At 70.4% G+C, this 15,748-nt stretch carries 16 protein-coding genes and 2 pseudogenes; 10 read left to right on the top strand and 8 right to left on the bottom strand.

The genetic code is table 11. From position 1 onward, the window contains the following. Positions 1 to 423 (top strand): DinB family protein (locus tag ACWEK3_RS40615; RefSeq protein WP_453252082.1); only part of this gene is annotated, 423 nt, incomplete at its 5' end. A gap of 450 nt (positions 424 to 873) precedes the next feature. Here the strand turns inward: ACWEK3_RS40615 and ACWEK3_RS40620 are convergent. Further along, positions 874 to 1,875 (bottom strand): Lrp/AsnC family transcriptional regulator, encoded by a 1,002-nt coding sequence (locus ACWEK3_RS40620; RefSeq protein ID WP_450546679.1) that lies wholly within the window; start codon positions 1,873 to 1,875, stop codon positions 874 to 876. A gap of 125 nt (positions 1,876 to 2,000) precedes the next feature. On the opposite strand from ACWEK3_RS40620, the gene ACWEK3_RS40625 reads away from it, so the two are divergent. The 3 genes from ACWEK3_RS40625 to ACWEK3_RS40635 are packed head-to-tail and all read left to right on the top strand — an operon-like array spanning position 2,001 to position 5,427. Then, on the top strand, positions 2,001 to 3,410 hold the full coding sequence (locus ACWEK3_RS40625) for an MFS transporter (protein WP_450546678.1): 1,410 nt from the start codon (positions 2,001 to 2,003) through the stop codon (positions 3,408 to 3,410). Next, a complete protein-coding gene (locus tag ACWEK3_RS40630; protein ID WP_453252083.1) occupies positions 3,407 to 4,639 on the top strand; it encodes an amidohydrolase in 1,233 nt (410 codons plus the stop codon). The genes ACWEK3_RS40625 and ACWEK3_RS40630 overlap by 4 nt, the downstream gene beginning before the upstream one ends. Further along, positions 4,630 to 5,427 carry an MFS transporter gene (locus tag ACWEK3_RS40635; protein ID WP_453252084.1) on the top strand — a complete coding sequence of 266 codons (798 nt, stop codon included), beginning with the start codon at positions 4,630 to 4,632 and terminating at the stop codon, positions 5,425 to 5,427. The genes ACWEK3_RS40630 and ACWEK3_RS40635 overlap by 10 nt, the downstream gene beginning before the upstream one ends. 19 nt (positions 5,428 to 5,446) lie before the next feature. Here the strand turns inward: ACWEK3_RS40635 and ACWEK3_RS40640 are convergent, their stop codons facing one another. Next, a complete protein-coding gene (locus ACWEK3_RS40640; RefSeq protein WP_450546676.1) occupies positions 5,447 to 6,538 on the bottom strand; it encodes a hypothetical protein in 1,092 nt (363 codons plus the stop codon). 331 nt (positions 6,539 to 6,869) lie between these two features. Then, entirely contained in the window at positions 6,870 to 7,031 is a 162-nt protein-coding gene (locus ACWEK3_RS40645; RefSeq protein WP_450546680.1) for a helicase associated domain-containing protein, read from the bottom strand. Between the two features lie 253 nt (positions 7,032 to 7,284). Here ACWEK3_RS40645 and ACWEK3_RS40650 point away from each other — a divergent pair, with 253 nt between their 5' ends. Together ACWEK3_RS40650 and ACWEK3_RS40655 are read left to right on the top strand one after the other, a co-directional pair. Next, entirely contained in the window at positions 7,285 to 7,689 is a 405-nt protein-coding gene (locus tag ACWEK3_RS40650; protein WP_450546675.1) for a hypothetical protein, read from the top strand. After that, a pseudogene (locus tag ACWEK3_RS40655) lies at positions 7,682 to 7,797 on the top strand (transposase); the annotation flags it as partial. The gene ACWEK3_RS40650 and the pseudogene ACWEK3_RS40655, both read left to right, overlap by 8 nt. A gap of 72 nt (positions 7,798 to 7,869) precedes the next feature. On the opposite strand, the gene ACWEK3_RS40660 reads toward ACWEK3_RS40655, so the two are convergent. From ACWEK3_RS40660 to ACWEK3_RS40675, 4 genes and pseudogenes are all read right to left on the bottom strand, one after another. Further along, entirely contained in the window at positions 7,870 to 8,637 is a 768-nt protein-coding gene (locus ACWEK3_RS40660; RefSeq protein ID WP_453252085.1) for a DUF899 family protein, read from the bottom strand. A 39-nt stretch (positions 8,638 to 8,676) separates the two neighbouring features. Further along, on the bottom strand, positions 8,677 to 9,018 hold the full coding sequence (locus ACWEK3_RS40665) for an ArsR/SmtB family transcription factor (RefSeq protein ID WP_450546673.1): 342 nt from the start codon (positions 9,016 to 9,018) through the stop codon (positions 8,677 to 8,679). After that, positions 9,015 to 9,512, bottom strand: coding sequence for an ATPase (locus ACWEK3_RS40670; RefSeq protein WP_450546672.1), 498 nt, complete (start codon positions 9,510 to 9,512; stop codon positions 9,015 to 9,017). Before ACWEK3_RS40670 ends, ACWEK3_RS40665 begins: the two co-directional genes overlap by 4 nt. 473 nt (positions 9,513 to 9,985) lie before the next feature. Further along, positions 9,986 to 10,450: pseudogene (locus ACWEK3_RS40675) on the bottom strand (helicase associated domain-containing protein); the annotation flags it as partial. Positions 10,451 to 10,739: 289 nt separating this feature from the next. Here ACWEK3_RS40675 and ACWEK3_RS40680 point away from each other — a divergent pair. The 4 genes from ACWEK3_RS40680 (at position 10,740) to ACWEK3_RS40695 (ending at position 15,474) form a co-directional block, all read left to right on the top strand. Then, entirely contained in the window at positions 10,740 to 11,045 is a 306-nt protein-coding gene (locus ACWEK3_RS40680; RefSeq protein WP_453252086.1) for a transposase, read from the top strand. A 2-nt stretch (positions 11,046 to 11,047) separates the two neighbouring features. After that, positions 11,048 to 13,339, top strand: coding sequence for a hypothetical protein (locus ACWEK3_RS40685; RefSeq protein ID WP_453252087.1), 2,292 nt, complete (start codon positions 11,048 to 11,050; stop codon positions 13,337 to 13,339). Between the two features lie 662 nt (positions 13,340 to 14,001). Next, complete coding sequence (locus tag ACWEK3_RS40690; RefSeq protein WP_453252088.1) at positions 14,002 to 15,270, top strand: PP2C family protein-serine/threonine phosphatase; 1,269 nt, start codon at positions 14,002 to 14,004, stop codon at positions 15,268 to 15,270. Between the two features lie 12 nt (positions 15,271 to 15,282). Further along, the gene (locus tag ACWEK3_RS40695) at positions 15,283 to 15,474 is read left to right on the top strand and encodes a hypothetical protein (protein WP_453252089.1); all 192 of its coding nucleotides are present in this window, start codon (positions 15,283 to 15,285) and stop codon (positions 15,472 to 15,474) included. Between the two features lie 58 nt (positions 15,475 to 15,532). Here ACWEK3_RS40695 and ACWEK3_RS40700 read toward each other — a convergent pair. After that, on the bottom strand, positions 15,533 to 15,748 hold a 216-nt coding region (locus tag ACWEK3_RS40700), incomplete at its 5' end, for a DUF2267 domain-containing protein (protein ID WP_453252090.1).

Raw genomic sequence — 15,748 nt, forward strand, 5'->3', positions numbered from 1 at the left:
GCGGGCTCCGAGCACCGGCGTGTCGCCGGCGAGTGGTCGGCAGTGGAGACCCTGCGCCACCTGGTGTTCGTGCACGACTCGTGGTTTCGCCGCTGTTGCCTGGGATCGACCCAGCCTTTCACTGGGATCGGGTTGGCGTCCGACTTCGTGCCCGATCAGGAGGAACAGGGCCTCGATCGAGCGGCGACCCCAGGCCTCGACGAGGTACTGGCCGTGCGAGACGAACAGTCCGCCGAGCTGGAGCGTTGGCTGGCGACCGTGACGGTCGACGAGCTGTCCGCAGTCGCTCCCGTTCCTGCGAGACCGGGCTGGCCGCCGTACGCCGTGGGCAAGTCGGTGGTCGAGTGCCTGCGGGTGGTGCTGAACGAAGACTGGGCACACCACGGGTTCTGCGTCCGTGACCTCAACATGCAGGAACGCTGAGCTAGATCCTTAACGTTGGGCCCGGTCACGTGGGGTCACTCTTTGGATGATCGCAGGGCATGCGGGCGACCTTCCCCTTGATTCTGAACTCTGCGGAGTGCGATCTCTCGGTTTCGGGACAGTGGTGTGAGAGACAGTGGCGCGTTGGTGTGTTGCCGCTGGTCGGTGGCTGTTTCGGTGGCTGTTTCGGTGGGTGGGGTCACTGTCCTGAGGTGAGAGGTCCGGGGTGTAAGTACTGTCACCGGGCGATATATGTGCAGGTCGCGTACTGACACGAAGGCGAGAGGTTGCACCCAGGCGCCGCCGCTGTTCCTCGTTGTGCTGGGCCCAGTCCCGTCGCTGCCGGGTGAGCCAGCGTCCGATGTCGTCTCCGTGGTGGGTGACGCCGGGTGTCACGACGGGGTGACCGTCGTCCGTGTCGGGCCGCGCGCCCGGCAGGGCCGGACCGCCTCACCACGGCCGGATCGGGCAGATCCCCACCCGCCGTCCCTCCCCGTCCAGCAGATGCCCCATCCTCTTCACGGTGTGCATGCCGAGGACGCGGTCGGTGACGTCGAGGCTGGGCAACTGGGCGCAGACCGCGGTCTCGCGCTGCTGGACTGAGCCGACGTCGCGGAGCCAGTAGGTGGCGAGCACGTTGGCGGAACCGGTGACGGCGGCCAGCAAGCGGCACTCGGGCAGCGTGGCGAGGGTGCGGTGCAGCCGGTTCACGTCGTTCGCCGCGGCCCGGCCGCGGAAAGTGACGGACACCGGCAGCCCTGACACGGCGGGGGCCATGTCGCAGCGGAACGCCACGATTCCGCTCGCGGTGAGCCGGCCGAGCCTCCGCCGGACGGTGGCGGCGCTGCTCCCGGTGAGAGCGGCCAGCTCCGCGAGCCGGGTGCGCCCGTCCCGCACCAGCGCGTCGAGGAGCACGTGGTCCAGCGGGCCCGGATCGAAGACGGCGCCCCCGGGTCCGTCCGCGGTGCAGGTCCTTCCCAGCACGGAGAGCTGGGACGCGTCGAGCGACCCCAGTCGCCACCGGGAGCCTTCTGTGTAGAGGGAGGTGGCGAACACGCATTCCATGTCGAGGACGTCGGGCAGGGTGGCCAGGTCCTCACTCACGAACCGGTGGATGCCCGCGAGGTCCGGTGTCAGTACGTCCACGAGGAGATCGGCGGCTCCCGCAGCGACCAGTTCGACGGTCACCGCCTCCCGCAGCCGCGCCACCTGCCCGGCCAGGCGCTGTCGGGCCGCCGGAGCGCACCGGACGAAGACGAAGGCTGTGCAGCCGCTGCAGGAGAACGACGGCCCTGGCACCGCCGACACCCAGGCCAGCCCCTGCGCGGTGAGCCGTTCCCAGCGGCGGGCCAGTGTCACCGGGGTGACACCCAGCAGAGGCGCCAGATCCGTCCACGGCGCCCGGGGGCGAACCTGCAGCGCGTGCACGAGAGCAAGATCGAGCTCGCTCACGATGACCGAATCCAACAGCAAGTCCTCTCGAAGTGACGGTTACCGTCGATTTCCCGTCCCGTTGGCTCCTCGGTCGCACTCTAGCCACCACGTCGTATTCCAGCCAAGGGAAAGAAGGTGAGACCGTGACGAACTCCATCAGCCGGGGCCGTGGACTGATCGCGACGATGATCCTCATCGTGGTCTGCAGCGGTGTCGTCCAGGGGTATCTGACCCCGCTGCTGCCCGTCGTGGGCGCCCACGTCGGCATCGGCGGCGTGGGCCAGAACAACCTGTACCTGCTGTCGCAGGTCGCTTTCGCCGTACTGACCCCGTTGCTCTCGCGCTGGGGCGATATGTGGGGCCACCGGCGACTGCTGCTGATCGCCGTCACCATGGTCGCAGTCGGATCGCTGCTCATCGCCGCCCGGCCCACCACCGCCACGCTCGCGGTCGGCATGGTGCTCCAGAGCGCGGTGGTCGGCTTCTTCCCGCTGCTGGCGGGCATCCTGCGGTCCCGCTCGCCCGAACACGGCCGTGTCGGCATGTCGGTTCTGGTCGGCGCGTTGCTCCTGTCCATCGGCACCGGCGGCTTCGTGGCCGGAACGCTCAGCGACGAACACGCCCTCGCCGGGCTGTGGACAGCGGTCCCCTTCTGCGCCCTCGCCGTCGCTGCCGCTGTCGCCCTGCCGACGAGCACCGCTCCTCGCGCCGGCCGGTTCAACTCGCTCGCCGCTCTGCTGCTGACCGTCGGGCTCGGCGCCCTGATCCTCGTGCTCACCGAAGGCGGGTCCTGGGGCTGGACGTCGGCGTACTCCCTGCTCACGATCGTGGGGGCACTCGTGCTGCTGGCCGTCTGGGTGCAGGTCGAGCGGCGCTCCTCGCATCCGCTGGTGGACATCCGCATGCTGCGCAACCCCCGCCTTGCGGCGGTCAGCGCGCACACGTTCTGTATCGCCTTCGGCGCCATCGGCTTCCTCGGCGCCAACGCCGTGTATCTCGGCACGGAACCGGACGGCGGCGGGCTCGGACTCGGCGCCCGGGCCATCTCCCTGGTGTCCCTCGCCATGGTCGCCGTCGGCTTCGTCGGGTCCACCCTGACGCCGCGGCTGGCCCGGGCGATAGGCGACCGTGCCGTGCTCGCGGTCGGTGGATGCGCCGGCGCCCTCGGATTCCTGAGCCTGTGCCTCTTCCATTCCTCGCTGCCGCAGTACCTGGTGGGTGCGCTGATCGTGGGCCTGTCCACCGGCATGTTCGAAGCCGCCACCCGGTCCCTGTCGGTCGAGGTGGTCGGCGAGGCCGAGACCGCGTTGTCCGTCGGCGTCAACGAGATGGCGCTGTCGCTCGGAGCGGCCATCGGCGCGGCAGTGATCGGCTCCCTGTGGGCCGGCCACACCACCTCCCAGGGCGCCGTCACCGGTGCGGGATACCAGTGGGCGTGGGCCGCCTGCGCCGTCGTGGCGCTCGCCGGAGCCGCGGTCGGCATGCTCTTCCGTAACCCGTCTTCGGCGCCCGAGCCCGAAGCCCGCGTCGCCCACGCCGGGAGGGCCGCATGACCGCCCCGATCACGCCGACGCGGGACCACGCGCTCGCCGTCGCCGCCGACTTCGTACGCGACCACGAGCAAACGCTCGTCGCGCTGAGCCACAGCCTGCACGCCGAACCCGAGACAGCCATGCAGGAGCACAAGTCGGCGGCGAAGATCGCACGCATTGCCGAGGAAGCCGGCTTCGACGTCACCCACGCAGTGGCAGACCTACCGACCGCCTTCGTCGCCACCTACGGAACCGGCGACCTGGTGGTGGCCCTGTGCGCGGAGTACGACGCGCTGCCCGGCATCGGACATGCCTGCGGCCACAACGTCAACGGAGCCGCCTCGGCCGGAGCCGCCCTCGGCCTCGCTGCAGTCGCCGACCTCGTCGGGATCACCGTGAAACTCATCGGCACGCCTGCCGAGGAGGACATCGGCGGCAAAGCGCTGCTGATCGAGGCGGGTGTCTTCGACGACGTGGCCGTCGCGTTCATGGCCCACGCCGCGCCCGAAGACTCCGTCGGCGCCTCCTCCCTGGCCATCGGCGCCTGGGACATCGTCTACCGGGGCAAGCCGGCCCACGCCGCGCTCGCCCCCTGGGACGGCGTCAACGCCCTGGACGCGATCACCCTCGCCCACACCGCCGTGGGACTGCTGCGCCAGCAACTGCCACCGGGCACCCTGGTTCACGACGTCGTCTTCGAAGCCGGCCGAGCGGTCAACGTCATCCCCGACACGGCCCGGGCCCGCTACGAACTGCGCGCCCGCACCACCGAGGACCTCGCCCACGCCCGCCGCCGGATACGGGCCTGCCTGGAGGCGGCCGCCCTGGCCACCGGCGCCGAGCTGGAACTCACCCCGCACGGAGCCGACTTCGCCGACCTACGGCAAGACGACTTCCTCACCGACGCCTACACCCGCGCGGCCCGGGCCCTGGGCCGTGAACCCGTGGACCGCCGGGGCGAAGTCATGGCCTCCACTGACATGGGAAACGTCTCCCACCTCCTGCCCGCACTCCACCCGACCATCGGCTACGACACCGAAGGCGCTCACCACCACACAGCACTCTTCGCCCGGCACGGCGACTCGCCGGGCGCAGACCGCGCCGTGGTCGACGCCGCGATCGCCCTCGCCCACGTCGGTGTGGAGGTGGCGACGGACGAGGTCCAGCGCAAGCGCTACCTCGACCTGCTCGCAGACCGCCGAGCGGTGACTGCGCAGTCACCGGGCTCTACGTCACTGTCATGGGGTTGATAGCCGCGGTCTCCTCCGGGGTGTCCGTGCCCCTGGCTGACCATCTTCCCGGAGGATGGCATACCGCGTTGGGCTGCTGGGCGGTGCTGGCGCTACTCGGGGTCCTGGCCTGGGCACCGCAACTGGCCCGTCGCCGGCCCGTAATATCCACCGCCCCCGGAGCGAGGCAGGCGCATACCCTGTGGCGTTACCCACTGGCCTGGCAGGTCAGTGCGTTCATGGGACTACAGTCCCTCGGTTTTTACACCACGATCGCGTGGTTGCCCAGCATCGTGCACGACCACGGCGCCTCCGAAGGCGCCGCCGGCTGGCAGCTGTTCCTGCTCCAGGTGACCGGTCTGGTCTCCAGCAGTACCGTGCCGATACTCGCCCGACAACTCACTGACCAACGGCTGCTGGCCGTCAGCGGTTCATTGATGTGCGCCACCGGATACCTGGGGCTGCTCCTGGCCCCCGAGATGGCGACCGCGTGGAGTGCGTTGATCGGCCTTGGCGGCGGCGCCTGCCTGGTGTTGGCACTGACGTTCCAAGGCCAGCGTGCGGCCGACGCGTCCCAGGCCGCCGCGCTGTCCGGCATGGCCCAAAGCGTCGGCTACCTCCTAGCCGCCGTTGGGCCCCTGCTGTTCGGCTCAGCCCACGACCTCGCCGGTGGGTGGACTGTCCCGCTCGGCCTTCTTGTCGCGCTGACCCTCGTTCAGGGCCTCTTCGGCCTTGGAGCTGGTCGAGCCGTCCGCCTCCCGCAATCAACGACCGTCCAGCTGGCACCGGAAAGGATTCGATCCGCATGAACGGAACGACCTGCTTCAGTTACTTGGACACTCCCCAGACCGGCACTGTGACCGAGGCTGCGCGGCAGCTGCCGGGCGACCTCAGCGGTCGGCCCGCTCTGCGCGCCGCGCAACTGGACGAGCTGTTCCTCGGCGCTCGCGATGAGGCCGCCGATCCGCGCCCGCTGCTCGGGCGGCACCACCGCCCGCCACATCGTCCCCGAGCGCGGCGCCCGTTTCTCTTTGCCCAGCACCCGCAACTGCCCGGCCATGGCCACCGGCTCATGTTCCCGGCGCACCCACCAGGGATCGTTCGCGAACCCGGGTGGACCCCCAGCTGTGCGGCGCTGGCGGCGCTGCCCATCCAGGCGATGAGCGGGCCGCCGTGGTCGGTCGCGGCCAGCGTCCCTAGCCATCCCCGCCCCACTCGCTCCCCGAGCCGGCGGCAGAACATTCCGTCGGCGGGCAGGGCCCGTGGCCGCCCGGCGCCGCTGTCCCTCCACACCAGCTCGGCCATGACCGGATCCAGCAGCGTGTCGGCGACGGCCACCACTTCGGGGAAGACGACCGCGTCTCGCCCCACGATCCGCCACCGCTCCAGATCACCCCCGGCGTCACCGCCCGCGACCTGATGCAGGCGCCGCGGCCAGAGCGTCTCCCGCTCCCATTGCAGGGCCTGCTCCCACCACCGGGCCACCACCGCATACGCGAGAGCGAACACCCTCTCCGGCCCGGCCCCGGCCCGCACCCCCCGCCGTACCACCCCGGCCCACCGCCGCTGCGCCGCGGTCACCTCCGGCAGGCGCCGTACGTCCAGGTACTCGTAGGGCTGGTCGGCGTCCGCGTCCAGGAGCCACCGCCCGTGCCGCGCACACACCCGATCCCACCGCGGGGCGTACAGCACGACCCGCACGACCGTCCCCGTACGCCCGGCGGCGCACAGTCGGCAGTCGAACGCCACCGGCCCGGCGACCGCGCCGCCGATCCGCCACACCGCCGCCGGCACCCCGTCCTTTTCGGCGGGCAGCTTGGCGTCCTCCCGCGCCCAGGACGGCAACACCCGCGACAGCACCTCTTCCTCGACGCCGCACAGCTGAGTCAGCAGTTGCCTCCCTGCAGCGTTGAGCAGCACCTCGGCATCGGCCCGGGGGGGGTCCCGCTCTCGTGCTTGGGCTGGTGGTTAAGCCACTTCCAGCTGGACCGCAGCGCCTGTGCCTCCAGTCCGTAGCGGCTGGCGATGCGGCAGATCAGTGACGAGGTCGTTTCTCCCTGCAGGGGAGCGGTCCGCAGGAGGCCAGGGTGATGGATCACTCCACCACAGTCCCGTGTTCACCGTCCCGGGCGGGCACTTTTGCAAGGATGCCCAGCGGTCACGGTCTGAACCTGCCGACAGCTCGAGACTCCGGGCCCTCACGGCCCCGGGGTCTCGTGCGATCCGGCTCAACGGCCGGACGGCGGCGGTGTCATGCCCAGTCGACGCCCAGCTTCCGCAGTGCGTCCAGCTGCTCCGCAGTGAGCTTGCCACGCCTCGCTCGGGTGTTCGATACCCACACGCCCAGCTTCACGGTGCGATCTCTCGGTTTCGGGACAGTGGGGTGAGAGACAGCGGGCCTGGATGTGTTGATGCTGGTCGGTGGCGGTTTAGGGGCGTGGGGCCACTGTCATGAGGGTGAGAGTTCCGTGGGTATCGCTGTCCTGGGGCGTTATCGCATGAGGGGTGACGCTGTCTCAGTTTCGTGAGTTCTGATCCATTGGCCGGAGAGTGTTGGTCTGCTTGGGGGTGTGGATGAGGGAGGGCAGGACCTGGCCTTGGAGGGGGCGGGTGGGGTTTTGCCGGCTGTGTCGGTTCGAGCGTTGCGGGGGCCGGTGGTGCGCCGGTTGCTGGTCCTGCGGCGGGAGGGGAAGCTCACCACTGGGCAGGTGAGGTCGGCGGCGGATGTGCTGGGGGTGCGGGAGCGTGCGGTGTGGCGGTGGCTGGCCGCCGCCGAACAGGATGAGGCCGCGGCCGCGGCGCCGGGGGAGCGGGCTCCGTACTATGGCCGGTTCGCGGTCAACGACGAGATCCGGGCTCTGCTGGGGTTGTGGAGGGGCAACGTCGCGGCGGTCCATCGTGAGTTGGCCGCTCGCGCTGCCAGGGGTGAGGGGGAGCCGCCTCCGTCGCTGATGACTTTGCACCGGGCGATCCGTCGTGATCTGACGCCAGGGGAGCGGGCCGGGCTTGCGGGTGGGGAGCGGGCGGCGCGCAAGCACGATGTGTTCCTGGCCCGGCCGCGGGGTGAGTGAACGCAAGCCGTATCCGAGTGACTTATCGGACGAGCAGTGGTCGTTGGTCGAGCCGGTGATCACCGCATGGAAGGACCGGCACCGCTCGGTCAGCGGCCATCAGGGCGCCTATGCGATAGGGCGGATAGGGGTCAGATCGGCTGATCGCCGATCACCCGGCACTGCGAGCCGACTGAGCCGTCACGGTCGCGGTGTGAGGTCGTCGGAGCGCCCGGCCTCGACGCGGGACCACTGGGGGATGGGGCGTCCGTTGCTCCGCAGGCCGTGGTCGGCGGGGGTTCCCTGGACACGCGGCCAACCAGAGGGCGAGTCCTCCCACAACTCCTGGCGTCCGTACACGGTGAGGTCCATGAGCGCGTAGCTGTAGTCCATCGCCTCCACCCCGCGCAGCGTCGTCCAGTACGTCTCGTAGACGCGGTCGCCGTCGCGCAGGTAGCAGACCAGGTGAAACATGCCGACGTGGCGTCCAACCAGGAGCTCGTCATGCGACGGGAGGGCCGAGTACCACGGCACCTCCCAGCCCATGAAGTCCCGGTAGCGGCGGCTCTCCTCGTACGAGCCCTGGCAGAAGACCGCGTAGGTGATATCGCGTGAGTGCAGGTAGGACAGCTCCTGCACCTGGGTGGTGACCCAGGTGCAGCCCTCGCACTGCCCGGCCGCATCGTGGCCGTCGTGCCACATGAAGTAGTAGGCGATGAGCTGCCGACGCCCTTCGAACGCGTCGAGCAGGGTGATGGGCCCGTCGGGCCCGGTCAGTTCAAGGTCGGCTGCCACCTCGACCATGGGCAGTCGGCGCCGGGCCGCGGCGATCGCGTCGCCTTTCCGGGTGTGCGCTTTCTCGCGGACTCGCAGCTTGTCCAGTTCGGCCTGGAAGGCGGCCCGGTCGGCTACCGGCGGCAGCGTCGGCGCGCGGTCGGGGCCCGCCGCGCTGCTGTCGTGCTCGGTCACGATCGTGTCCAATCGTTGTAAGTCATCAGTCGTCTTCCGTCAGTCGGAGGCTTCGGGGGCTGCCGGGCCGGGGCGCTCCGCCAGTTCCTTGATCCGCAGCAGGCGGGTCTCCCAGGAGCGGCCGATCCGGTCCAGCTCCCGGGCCAGCGCGCCGAGCCGGGCGCCGACGGCGAGGTAGACGACCTCGCGCCCGCGCTGCTCGGACTCGATCAACCCGACCTCGCGCAGCACCTCCAGGTGCTTGCCGATCGCCTGACGGCTCACCGGCAGCACCCTGGCCAGCGCGGACGCCGACATGGGGCCCTCGCCGAGCCGGGTGAGGATCTCCCAGCGCGTCGGGTCGCCGAGCGCGGCACACACGACGGGGAGGGTGGCGGTCACGGGCGCGTCGTCGGGGCCGGCGCGGACTTCTCGACGAACACCTTCGCGGCCTCCAGCTCGGCGAGCCACCCCTTGTCGTTGCCCTCGCGCTCCTTCAGCCACGCGGCTGGGTCGTCGGCGAGGCCGCAGAACCCGCTCTCGACGACGCGCAATGTCACCCCGCCGCCGTCCCGCTCGTCGATCCAGAACTCGACGAGGGTCGAGGGCGTCGACTCGTCCCGGAACGGGGTGCCGATCCAGCGGAACGCGGCGTAGCGCGGCTTGTCCAGCGTCACCGTCCGGAATCGGAACTCGCCCAGCGTCGGATGGCGCACCACGGCCACGTCGCCCTCGTAGCGCAGGTCCGGGTCGGCCTCGACGGCACCGTCGTTGACATACCAGCCGGGGCGCACGATCAACTCCCAAACCTGCTCGGCCGGGACGTCGATGTCGATCTGCCGGGCGATCCGGTCGAGCTCGGCGAGCTCGGCGTTGGTGTAGGTGGTGTCGTTCATGGCTTCCTCCCTCGGGCGTTCCCACGCATCGATCTGCAACCCAACGATTGCACATTGGAGGTGTAACTGCAATCCATCGGTTGCAGACACGTCGCGCCGTCGAGCGCCGCCCTTCACCCCACCCCCGTTGGCCTACCGCAGCGGCGGCAGCATCGCCGTCCGCCCGCACATCGGGCTCGTGCTCGCCCGACAGCCAGTTCGCCCACACCTTCTTCGGGTGCCGCTCCGGGTCCTCGGTGTGCAGATGCTTCACCGCAGCCCCCAGCCCCTCGGCGAAGGCCCGTGCCTCGATGGTGCGGTGATGGAAGGTGATGCACCGCGTCAGCTTTGACAAATCCGTTCGCCGGTGAGGAGCCCGGGGGCCCGGGCTCCTCACCTCAAATCCGAGGAGGGAGCAGAGCCGACGTCGAGGTACACCGCGGGCAGGCCGGACTCGCACGGCGGCCGGGGCGCGGCCAGCAGTCCTCCGTCTGCTATGCCCATTCCACACCCAGTTCGGCGAGTGCGGCCCGCTGCTCGGGGCCGAGCTTGTCCCGCCTCTGCTTGGTGTTGGAGATCCATACGCCGAGCTTTACGACCACTGGCTCTGTCTGGCCGTCGACCGGGATCTTCTCGTTGTGGCTGCGTGGTACAGGCCGGTGGGCTCCTTCCCGTTCTACCCACTGCGCGAGGGCCGCTAGGCCGCGTTGGAAGGCCTGTTGCGCCTTGTTCGGGCCTTTCGCCGCACGCGTGGCCGTCGGGGTGGAAGTCCGCGTCCCAGTGGGCTTGATGCCCAGGCGGGTCAGTCGTTCCTGCTGTTCGGAGGAGAGCTGCGCCCAGGTGCTCGCCTCGCGTTGCTGCTGGAGCCATCGTCCGAGGTCGTCGCCGTCCATGAGTACGCCGGGTGCGATGTCGGGCAGGCTGCCGTCGGCGTCGACGAGGTCGGCGAGGACGCGGTATGACAAATCCGTTAATGATCACCAGATGAGCGAAGCGCTGGCCTGGGAATCTAGTGATCGTTTCAGGATTTGAGACGGTGGTGCGGTGCTTCTCTGAGCTGGGGCTTTCGGGTCCTGACGTGCAAGTTCAGTGATCGTCTCGGAATGTAGTGATCGGCGCGGGATTTCGAATTGCCTGCGGGGTCGGGCGGATTGATTTTGCGCCGGTCAGGAGCTGCTCAGGAGGTGTCCCCGGGTGGCGGCTTCGTGACACTGGGACGGTCGGTCCCGGAGGAAGCAGTTCCAGGTAGTGAGCAAGAAGAGCAACACGAGCAAGCGGTACACGGCCGAGTTCAAGCGGGACGCGGTCGCGCTGGTCCATTCGTCGGGGAAGACGGTCACCGAGGTCGCCCGTGAGATCGGGGTGAGCCCGGAGGGCCTGCGGAACTGGGTGAACCAGGACAGGGCGGATCGGGGCCAGGGGGCCGCGGGTGCTCTGACCAGCCATGAGAAGGAAGAACTGCGTCGTCTGCGGCGGGAGAACCGGGAACAGCAGCAGACGATTGAGGTCCTGAAAAAAGCCGCGGCCTTCTTCGCGAGGGAGTCGACGAAGTAGCCGTGCGCTACGCGTTCATCGACGCGGAGAAGGCCACCGAGACGGAACCGGCACCCGATCCCCAGCCCATCAGCGCGCCGGCCACCGAGGCGACCGCGCCGGACGACGCTCCCGTACCGGACCGCGAGGCGGACGAGGACCCAGACCAGGAAGAGGAAGCAGTGGCAGGCGAGCCGGAACCCACCGCCGTTACGACGGACGCCCCGGCCGCCGACCCGGCCGCGGACAACCTCCCCGAGCAACCCCCGGCGGCGACGGAGGCTGATCCCGCCGTGGAGATCGAGGATCCGCCGGAGCCCCGCTCCTACACCGAGGTCACCGCGCTCCCGGCTGATGCGTCCTACCAGCTCCACATGACCGGCATGGACGGCCAGGCCCCGGACCGGGGCGAACTGCGCCGAGGAGAGACGGCCGTGGCCACCGTGCAGCAGTCCGCCGGCGGACAGTGGTTCGCCCGGCTGGCCGTCCCCGGGCTGCCCGCCGATGTGACGAACCTGGCCGACGGGCCGCAGGCCGCGGCGGAGAGGGGAGCCGTCCTGTTCTCCACCCTCACCGGCACCCCGTACGGCGATCCGCCCACCGCCGCCTCCGGCAACGGACCGCTCGCCCGGGCGAACGTGGTGCGCGCCGAGCTGCGCGACACGGCCATGTGGCACCGGGGCGCGCTCACCTACCCCGCCGCCCGGGTCTGGCCGCTCGACTACCTGGCACAGCCGCCGTACGTCGAGCTGACGGCACGGCTGAACAGCATGGCCGATGCCCTCTCCGGCAACCACAACTCTCGCCAGATGGCCGCCGAATTGGAAGCCGTCGCCCAGTCGGCCACGGCCTGGCGCGATGCGCTCCCGGCCGACGAGAACAACTTCGAGCGGCAGCTGATGGCCTTCCCGCTCGCGCACCTGCTCCACGACGTCCAGCGGCTCCAGCTCCGGCTTCAGGCCACCGTGGACGCGGCACAGGCCGACCGAGAAGCCGCACGCCAACAGGCCGTCGCCGAGGCCACGCCAGCGGCTCCCGCCCCTGCACCGCAGACCGACCAGGCCCCGGCCGCGCCGCCCGCCGACCTCGACGGTCAGCTCCCTCCCGAACCGCCGACGCCCGCGGCCGCCGAGCCGCCCGCGGTGCCGGCCGAACCCTCCGGGCAGGACCTGCCCGAGGAGGCGGAGTCCGCCGCCAACCTGGCGCAGGAAACCCGCCCGGCGGCCGCCGCCGATGACGTCCAACCGAGCGGTCCCGAGCCCGCCGTCGGCTCGCCCGAACCGCCCGCCCCGGCCAGCACCCCGGAGGGAACCGAGATGGCCACACCCACCCGTCCCACCCAGCCCGAAGGCCTCGAACCTGCGCCGGACGACGACGGGGCCCAGCTCGGCGACCCGCAGCCAGAGACCGCGCCGCAGGAGACCGAAGTGGCCCCGCAGCCGGAGGAAATGCCCCTGTGGACCGGGCCGCAGACCCCGGCCGAGGACACCGCGACCGCGGAGCACACGGCCGGAGAGCTGGACGTCACGGCCGCCTTCGAGGGCGTCCGGGAGGCATGGACGGAGACCGTCCCGGAGGAACAGGGCACGGCAAAAGAGCTCTGGGAGGCCGTGGAGGCCGACCTGCGCACCCTTCACCAGCACCTTGCCGACGCCGTCGCCACAGCCAACGCCGAACCAGCACCCGACGCGCCGCCGGTGCCCGCCGTCACCGCCCCAGATGCCTCGCCGACGGCGGCGGCCGCCCCGGCCCCGGTGCCCGCCCCGCAGGCACCACCGGCGCCGACGCCCGCCGCGCTGCCGGCGCCTGCGCCGACGGAAGGTGCCACCGGTGACCCCTCCGGCGAGCAAACGGACACCCCCGACCCGCAGCAGCAGGCCGAGGCGGTGAACACCGCCCTGCGAGGGGCCGACACGCAGGCCGAAGCGCTCAAGGACCTGCCGGAATGGCAGCGGCTCCAGACAGTCCGCGGGGCGTGGACGCACCTCTGGAAGGTCATCAAGGACCGGGCCGGGGAGCACTTCGACCGCCTGAAGAACGACAACCGCGTGGGCGAGTTCTTCCGGAAGGTCTCGCTGAAGGTCTGCGAGAAGGTCGCCGAGTGGGCGCAGGCGGGCGCCGACAAACTCCGGCGGCCCGACGAGCGTGACACCGAGGCTACGACCGAGCTGCCCAGCGCCGAGGCACTGCTCAGGCTCGGCGACGCGGCCTTCACCTACAGCTCCCCACGCCGGGCCCCGGCGGCGACACCCCGCCCGCCTCCTCCGGCCGGGAGGCCGACGTCCCGGCCATGCGCAAGATGGGGGAGGCCCTGAGTCGGCCGATGCCGACCGCCAAGGGGCCCAGGGCGACGCCCGGGCAGGGAGGCCGCGTCTCAACGTCGGCCGCACGCGGCCGCTCGACCACCACCATGCGCAAGCCAAAGGGGAACACCACCGCCGAGGGCACAGAGCAGGCCGGACACCTGCGGCGCGGCAGCAGCGAACAGCAGCAGGCCCGCAAGGGCAACCAGAAGTAGGCGCAACACGGGCCGGGGCCTGCCGGACGAAGTCCCGCTCCGGGAAGACTGCCACGCATCCTGCCTCGCTCAGGCGAAGGCCGCCGGGGCGAACAGACCAGCCGGGCCGCGCCAGTTCGCCCCGAACAAGGCCGCGGTGGAGTCGGGGTCTCGGTAGGAACGGAACAGGGAACCGGCGCAGCCGTCAAAACTCTTGACGGATCTTGAGAGGGGACTTCTGCTTGGCGGTCGCTTCGGCAGGCTGGCACAAGCCGACGCGGAGGGGGGAGTGGGACACCTACTCACCACCAGCATCGCAGTCTGGGGACGGGGTGTGACTGTCCGGACGGCGCGGGCTATGGATAGCCCTGCAGTGTCATGGCCAGCGGTTCTCCGACACCCTCAATCCCTGCTGCGCCGGTGTGCTGATCGGCAACACCCATAGTGGACTGGAGAGGGGGCCAACACAGGACCGGGAGAATGTCTGTGACCACACCGCCGATCGACTATCAGGCGTTGTTCGCTGCTACACCCAGTCCGTATCTGGTGCTCGGCCCCGATCTTGTGATCCTTGATGCCAACGAGGCGTACTGCAGGGCCGCCCACCGCCTGCGCGAAGACCTGGTCGGCCAGTATCTCTTCGACGCATTCCCCGACAACCCGGCGGACCCCAGCGCTGACGGGGTGCGAAACCTGAGCGCTTCCCTCCATCGGGTCCTGCGCTCGAGTGAGCCGGACACGATGGCGGTGCAAAAGTACGACATCCCCGTGCCCGACAGTCCTGGGCTGTTCGAGCAACGGTGGTGGTCCCCGGTCAACACCCCCGTACTCGGACCGGACGGACAGGTGGCATGGATCATCCACCGGGTGGAGGACGTGAGCGAGTTCGTGCTCTCCCAAACCGGCCGCCTCCAGCCAGGTCAAGCGCTCAACGAGCGTTCGGCCATGGAGACCGAACTGTATGCGCGGGCGAGGGAACTCCAGCAGGCGAATGAGCAGTTGCGGCAGGCCCACGCCAGAGAACGGAAGGTCGCCGTCACCCTCCAGGAGGCCATGCTCCAGTCCCCGGACCTGGCCCGGCACCCCAACATCGCCGTGCGCTACTTGCCCGCCGCAAAAGGACTCAACGTGTGCGGCGACTGGTACGACGTGGTGGATCTGCCCAGTAACGGCTTTGCCGTCGCGGTCGGCGACGTTGTCGGCCACGGCCTGGAAGCCGCCGCCGTCATGGGCATGCTCCGAAGCGCCCTGTCCGCCGCCGTCCGTGCCCTGCGTGAGCCCGCCCCAGCCGTGGACGTCTTGGGCCTGTATGCCCGCTCGGTGGAAGGGGCACTGGCCACCACCGTGGTCAAAGCCGTCATCGACACCCACCGCCGCCACATCACCTACAGCAGCGCCGGCCACCCACCACCAGTCCTGGCCCGCCCCGACGGCACCATCGCCCTGCTCGACCAGGCCACCGACCCGCCGCTGGGAGCCCGCCCGCAGCATGTCCCGCGCTCTCAAGCCACCGTGCCCTATACACCAGGCAGCACCCTCGTCCTCTACACCGACGGGCTCATCGAATACACCGACGGGCTCATCGAACGCCGCGGTGAGGATATCGACGCCGGCTTGCACCGGCTCACCGACATCCTCGCCGACGATCCCCGCCGCAGCTCGGATCATCTGGCCGACACCCTGCTGTCCCGGCTCGGCGTCAGCGGCGGCGGAAACGACGACATCGCTTTGATCATCGTCGGCCTATAGTCCCTCCACGGCGTGGCTGACCCTGCTGAGGATGAGAAACAAGACCGGCTGCGGCATACGGGAGAGCGGCACTTCCCCCCGATGCTGCTGGCCCGCTCCCGCCACGCCTCCGTGCGGTCCCTGGAGCGGTACGCCCGCCCTGGCGTCGACGCCGTCGCCCGGCGCGTCGCTGAGCTCGATCCCGCCGCACGTCGCCGGACGTGACCAGGGCGGACAGCGACGCAGCGGTCGTCGCGCCCGCCCCGAGCACGCACGTCGCCGTCTACGCGGCGGGGGTGAGTTCGGCGCGGCCGAACAGCAGGGCGTAGCCGGTGGGGAGCTGGTGCAGGATGCGGGTGATCAGGTCGGGTCCGGCGTAGGCGGCGACGGCGGAGAAGACGGAGCCGGTGTCCCAGCGGGTGGTGGCCAAGGAGGCGCCGGTGCGGGCGGCGAGGTCCTTGACGAAGGCCCAGCCGGTCAGCGGCTGGGTGTCGGGGAT

The sequence above is a fragment of the Streptomyces sp. NPDC004721 genome, from assembly GCF_053601495.1.

Bases quoted from the DNA above. Each gene is read 5' to 3' on its own strand.
- ACWEK3_RS40670 (WP_450546672.1), bottom strand. From the start codon at position 9,512: ATGAACGACACCACCTACACCAACGCCGAGCTCGCCGAGCTCGACCGG.
- ACWEK3_RS40690 (WP_453252088.1), top strand. From the start codon at position 14,002: ATGTCTGTGACCACACCGCCGATCGACTATCAGGCGTTGTTCGCTGCT.
- ACWEK3_RS40635 (WP_453252084.1), top strand. From the start codon at position 4,630: ATGGGGTTGATAGCCGCGGTCTCCTCCGGGGTGTCCGTGCCCCTGGCT.
- ACWEK3_RS40630 (WP_453252083.1), top strand. From the start codon at position 3,407: ATGACCGCCCCGATCACGCCGACGCGGGACCACGCGCTCGCCGTCGCC.